Origin of the sequence: Streptomyces lycii (assembly GCF_009735685.1) — a bacterium.
Lineage (GTDB): Bacteria > Actinomycetota > Actinomycetes > Streptomycetales > Streptomycetaceae > Streptomyces > Streptomyces lycii.
This window is the reverse complement of the sequence record NZ_WHPN01000015.1, coordinates 1-5,602: the sequence shown is the minus strand read 5'-3', so window position 1 is coordinate 5,602 and position 5,602 is coordinate 1. Positions and strand designations below refer to the sequence as shown.

The following is a 5,602-nucleotide window of genomic DNA, read 5'->3' as shown; positions in this document are numbered from 1 at the left end:
CGGCGGCGGTCAGTTCGGTGCGCAGGGCGGCCGCCGTGCCCCGGCCGTAGTCGGCCACCAGGACGGCGTGCGCCCGGCCCAGGGCGGCGCGGACGGCGCGGAGCACGCTCTCGTCCGGCCGGCCGGGGGTGCCGCCGCCGCGGTCGATCCGCACCAGCGGCCGGCCGCCGGCGCAGACCCGGGTCTTCTCGGGCAGCGAGCCGTCGAGGGGGAGTTCGACGAGGCGTACGCGGTCCGCGAGCGCGGCGCGCACGGTGCGGCTGGCGTCGTCGTCGCCGAGCGCGGTGACGAGCACGACGTCACGCCCGTCCCGGGCGGCGAGGACGGCGGCGAGCCCGGCGCCACCGGGCCGGCTGCGGTCGTCGGCGAGGTCCACGACCGGTGCGGGGGCGTCGGGCGCGAGCCGTTCCGCCGTGCCGTCGAGGTCCCGGTCCAGGAGCACGTCGCCGACGACGACGAGGGGCTGACGGGCGTTCATGGTCACCTCCGTGGTCCGGTGCCGCCGGCCGGCGCGGTGCCGGGGCCGGGCGGCGGTTGGCGGTGTGCGGGTGTGCCGGTGTGCCGTGTGCCGGTCTGCCGGGAAGGGACGGACCCGGCGGGCGGGGCGGCCGCCCCGGCACCCGGCGTGTTCCGCCGGGACGGCCGGTGGCACGCGGCGTCCGGCCGGTGTCACGCGATGTCCCGCCACCCCCGGACGGCCGTACGGGCGCTCTCCGCGGGTCCGGCGGCCGTGCGGGGCCTCTCCGCGGGCCCGGTGGCACCGGCACCGCCCGCGACCCCCGCCACCGCCGCACCGGGGTCGTCCACCACGGCGTCGAACGCCTCGCAGAGCAGGTGCAGCGCCACCAGGTGCGCTTCCTGGACGGTCGCCGTGCTGTCGGCGTCGATGCTCAGCGCCTCGTCGGCGCGGGACGCCAGCGGATTGGGCCGGGGTCCGGTCATCGCCCAGACCCGCAGCTCGGCGGCGCGCCCGGTGTCGGCGGCGGCGAGCAGGTTGGGGCTGCGCCCGGAGGTCGACATCAGCACGAGCACGTCGCCGGGGCGGCCGTGCGCCGCGACCTGGCGGGCGTACAGCTCGTCGAAGCCGTAGTCGTTGCCGATGGCGGTGACGCTGGAGGTGTCCGCGTGCAGCGCGATGGCCGAGTACGCGGGCCGTTCCCGCTGGTAGCGGCCGACGAGTTCGGCCGTGAGGTGCTGGGCCTGCGCCGCGCTGCCGCCGTTGCCCGCGACGAGCAGCCGCCCGCCGACGGGCAGTACGGCGGCGAGGTGCCGGCCCCACGCGGTGATCTGTCCCAGGTCGCGTTCGCGGAGCATGCCCAGCGCGTCCTGGAGGGACTGGCAGTGCTCGCGGGCTGCCCGCAGTGAGTCGGTCATGACGCTCCTTCGACGAACGGTTGCTTACGGCAGGCGGGCACGCGGGGCGCCCGGCGCGCCGGCGGTTCAGGCGGCCCCGGTCACCGCGGCGGGGCGCCTGGCGAGCACGTCGCGGTAGACGGCCTCGGTGGCGGCGGCGACGCGGTGCCAGCCGTAGCGGATGAGGACCCGGCGCCGGCCCGCGAGCGAACACGCCTCGCGCGCCTCCGGGTTGCCGAGCAGGCCCGCGACCGCCGCGGCGAGCGCGGCCGGGTCCCGGGGCGGAACCAGGCGTCCGGTGCCCGGGTCGGCGACGGTGTCCTGCTGGCCGCCGACGGCGCTGGCGACGACGGGGGTGCCGCAGGCCATGGCCTCCAGCGGCACGATGCCGAACGGTTCGTAGTCCGCCGGGCAGAGCACGAGGTCGGCGCTGCGCAGCAGGGCCGGTACGTCCTCGGGCGGCACGCCGCCGGTGAACCGCACCCGGTCGGCGACACCGGCCTCCCGCGCGAGCGCGCGCAGTCGGCGGACCTCGGGGTCGCCGGCGAGCCGCTCCGCGGGCGGACCGCCCGCGACGACGAGTTCCGCGTCGGGCAGTTCGGCGAGCGCGGCGATGGACACCGCGGCGCCCTTGCGGGGCACGAGCCGGCCGATCTGCAGCAGCCGGTGCGGCAGCGGCCCGCGAGGCGCGACCGGCCCGTCGGGGGTGAACCGCCCGGTGTCGACGCCGCACGGCACGACGGAGGTCCGGGCCGTGGAGACGCCCATGGCCGCCAGCTCGGCGACCTCGTCGCGGCAGGTGGCGATGATCCGGTCGCAGCCCTCGCCCACCTCGGTCTCCAGCAGGACGCGGGCGGCCGGGCTGGTGTCGGCGTCACCCTGGTGGCGCCGCTTCACGGTGCCCAGCGCGTGGTAGGTGTGGGCGAGCGGCAGCCCGGTCTCGCGGGCCGCCTGGAGCGAGGCGAGGCCGGACATCCAGAAGTGGGAGTGCGCCAGGTCGGGCGGATCGAGTTCCCAGGCCCGCGCGAGGAAGCGGCCGAAGGCCGGCATGTGCGGCAGCAACTCGTCCTTGGGCAGTTCCCTGGCGGGCCCCGCCGGTACGTGGCAGACCTCGACGCCGGGACGCAGCGGCACCCGTTCGGGCAGCCCGGGGTCGTCCCGCCGGGTGTACACGGTGACCCGGTGGCCGCGGTCGGCCAGGGCCCCTGCCAGATGTGCGACATGGACGTTCTGTCCGCCCGCGTCGACGCCGCCGAGTACGGCCAGCGGGCTGGCGTGCTCGGAGACGAGTGCGACGGCGAGGCCGTCGTTCCGCTCGGGGTACGTCATCCTCGGGTCACCTCCTCCATCAGCTGCTCCCAGTCGTTCAGGAAGCGTTTGAGGCCGTAGCGTTCGAGGGCCGCGGTGCGCGCCCGGGCACCGTCCTCGGCGGCTGCTTGCGGTTCGTTCAGGTAGTGGCGTGCGGCGCGGGCGAGTTCTTCGGGACGGGTGGAGATCACCCCGGTCCCGGCGGGGACCGCCTCGACGGCCTCGGTGGCGGCCAGGGCGACCACCGGCATGCCCAGGTGCATGGCCTCCAGCAGGGACAGCCCGAGGGAGGTCCAGCGCACGGGGTGCAGGTAGAGCCGGCGCTCGGCCATCGCCGGGTGGAGTTCGCCCTGCGGCAGGTCGCGGCTGCGGCAGCGGTCCTCCGGGAGCCCGAGGTGCGCGGCGAGCCCTTCGGTGCGCATGCCGAAGACGTCGAGCGGCGCGGCCTCGCTGAGCGCGGGCAGCAGGTCCGTACCGGTGTGGCGGCCGCGGCGTACGGGCTCGTTGACGACGACGGCCGCGCGGGCGAGCCGGCCGGTGTAGCGGTGGCCGGGGTCGACGATGCCGTGTTCGATCACGGCGGTGCGGGTGGAGCCGTTGTCCCAGAACAGCCGGTTGAAGTGGGTGACGTGGACCAGGGTCAGGTCGTCGCGGCCGGCCGCCGGATGGCGGGTGCCGGGCACGTCGCCGTCGGGGGCGTTGTGCTCCAGGTAGACCGCGGGCACGTCCCGGCCGGGCCGCCGTCCGCCGAGCCAGCGTTCGGCCAGCTCCGCCTCGTGCGGCCGTTGCAGGACGACGAGGTCGACGGGCTCGTCCCGCAGCTGCTCCGGGGTGCGTTCTTGTACCGACTCCGGCCAGGACCAGGTCTCGGCGCGGCCCCGGCCGTCCTCGCCCCGGTCGGGCAGCACCGGCACCAGATAGGTGTGCGGCCCCTGGACGAAGGCGGTCGTCCACGATCCGTGCACATGCCAGAGCAGGATGTTCATGCGGTCATCTCCCGGTCCGCGGAGGTCAGTTCGGTGACGGCGGCCACGACCTCGGCGTCGGTCACCGAGTCGAGGCAGGGATGGCCCGGCACGGGGCACACGCGGGCGCGGCTCCCGGCGCAGGGCGCGTCCTGCCGGCCGAGCAGCACGTGCGGCACGCCGTACGGCGCCCACAGCGCGGCCGGGACGACAGGGGCGAACAGCGAGACGACGGGGGTGCCGACCGCCGCGGTCAGATGGGCCGGGCCGGTGTTCCCGGTGACGACGGCCCGGGCGGCGGCCAGCACTCCGGCCAGCTCGTGCAGTCCGGTGCGGCCGCCGAGGTCGAGCCCGTAGCCGCCCGCGACCCGGGCGGTCAGCTCCTTCTCGGGCGGGGCCCCGGTGACGACGACCCGGTGGCCGGCCGCGTCCAGCGCGGCGACGGCACGTGCGGCCCGCTCGGGGCTCCAGGCACGGGCGGGCACGGCGGCGCCGGGGTGGACGACGACGTACGGGTCGCCGCCCGTCAGATGTGTGGTGTCGGGCGCCTCGCGGACCCGCAGCCCGCCGCCGTCCCCGGGCGGCAGGGCGTACCCGGCGGCCTCAGCGAGCGCGAGCGCGGCCCGCGCCTCGTGCTGCCCCGGGTCCCGCCGGTGCCGGAGGTCGAGCAGCGCGCCCGGGTAGTGCTCGCTGTCGGCGCCGATCCAGCCGACCCCGGCCATCCGCAGCAGCAGGGCGGCGGGCAGCGGACTCTGGTGGTACGAGGCCAGGATCAGCGCCCGGTCGAACCGGTGCCCGGCGACGGCGTCGACGAGCGCCTCCGTGTCCCCCCGGCGCACCGGCGGCGGTTCCAGCCCGACCCACGGCGCGTCGTGCACGAGCACCTCGTCCACGCCGGGCAGCAGCCGGGCCGCCTGCTCGCCGGCCGGGCCGCACAGCATCGCGGTGTACGAGGAGCCGTGCGCGGCGGCGCGGACCGCCGGTCCGGCCAGCAGGACGTCTCCGGCGCTGTCGAGGCGGACGACCAGGGTGCGGGTCATATGGACACGCCTCCTCCGGACCCGGAGACGGGGGCGAGGGCGGCGCGTACCGCCGAGAGCAGGTCGTCGGCGCGCTCGGGGGCCCCGGCGATCTCCTCGCGGCGGGTCACCGGCGTGGGCACCAGCACGGCGCGCGCGCCGGCCGCCCGTGCGGCGGCGACGTCCGCGCCGATGTCGCCGATGACCACGGCGTCCTGCGGCCGTACGCCGAGCCGCGCGCAGGCCGCGTACACGAGTCCCGGCGCGGGCTTGCGGCAGCGGCAGCCGTGCGCGGGCCCGTGCGGGCACACGGCCCACACGCCGAACGGTCCGAGCAGTTCCTCGATGCGCAGCTGCACGGCCTTGACCTGGTTGCGGGACAGCAGTCCGCGGGCGACCCCGGACTGGTTGCTGACCACGCCGGTCGCGATGCCGCGCTCCCGCAGCAGGCCCAGCGCGGCCCGTACCTCCGGCATCAGCCGCACCAGGGCGGGATCGCCGTTGTACGGAACGTCCTCCACCAGCGTGCCGTCCCGGTCGAACAGGACGGCCCGCGGGCCCGGCGCGCCTTCGGGCGGCATCGGCGGCTGTCCGGAGCCCGGCGGGCCGAACAGCCACGGCCCGTCGGCCGGGACATGAGGTGCGCGTGGCGCTGTAATCATCGACACGGCCGTGCGGGTGTCCCGAGAGTCGCTTCGCAAACACCATGAAGCGCCACAAAGAGTCACAGTGGCTGGTTTCCGCCGACGGCCCGCGCAGGTCGGCGCGGTGAGGGGCTCAAAACCGGCCCTTCACCGGCCCGGCGTCCGTCCCGCTCCCCGCCGCTCGCTCCGCCGCCCGCGGGAGGCTCCGCGTGTCGCGTGTACCCCGCGACACGGCCGGCACGTCGCGGAACCGGGGAACCGGGGAACCCTGGTGCCGCGGGCGCGTCCGGCGCGGGGACCGGGCGGCGCCGGG

Annotated in this window: 6 protein-coding genes; all 6 read right to left on the bottom strand. The window is 77.1% G+C overall.

All coding sequences use genetic code 11. From position 1 onward, the window contains the following. A partial coding sequence (locus GCU69_RS00710; RefSeq protein ID WP_235978113.1) for a PfkB family carbohydrate kinase occupies positions 1 to 478 on the bottom strand: 478 nt, incomplete at its 3' end. A gap of 191 nt (positions 479 to 669) precedes the next feature. Next, positions 670 to 1,374 carry a D-sedoheptulose-7-phosphate isomerase gene (locus tag GCU69_RS00705; protein WP_098754267.1) on the bottom strand — a complete coding sequence of 235 codons (705 nt, stop codon included), beginning with the start codon at positions 1,372 to 1,374 and terminating at the stop codon, positions 670 to 672. 66 nt (positions 1,375 to 1,440) lie between these two features. Then, complete coding sequence (locus GCU69_RS00700; protein WP_098754266.1) at positions 1,441 to 2,682, bottom strand: glycosyltransferase; 1,242 nt, start codon at positions 2,680 to 2,682, stop codon at positions 1,441 to 1,443. Then, complete coding sequence (locus GCU69_RS00695) at positions 2,679 to 3,647, bottom strand: glycosyltransferase (protein WP_098754265.1); 969 nt, start codon at positions 3,645 to 3,647, stop codon at positions 2,679 to 2,681. The genes GCU69_RS00700 and GCU69_RS00695 overlap by 4 nt, the downstream gene beginning before the upstream one ends. After that, positions 3,644 to 4,666 (bottom strand): glycosyltransferase family 9 protein, encoded by a 1,023-nt coding sequence (locus GCU69_RS00690; RefSeq protein ID WP_156204838.1) that lies wholly within the window; start codon positions 4,664 to 4,666, stop codon positions 3,644 to 3,646. The genes GCU69_RS00695 and GCU69_RS00690 overlap by 4 nt, the downstream gene beginning before the upstream one ends. Next, positions 4,663 to 5,226 (bottom strand): D-glycero-alpha-D-manno-heptose-1,7-bisphosphate 7-phosphatase, encoded by a 564-nt coding sequence (locus GCU69_RS00685; protein WP_235978112.1) that lies wholly within the window; start codon positions 5,224 to 5,226, stop codon positions 4,663 to 4,665. The genes GCU69_RS00690 and GCU69_RS00685 overlap by 4 nt, the downstream gene beginning before the upstream one ends. Positions 5,227 to 5,602: the final 376 nt, after the last annotated feature.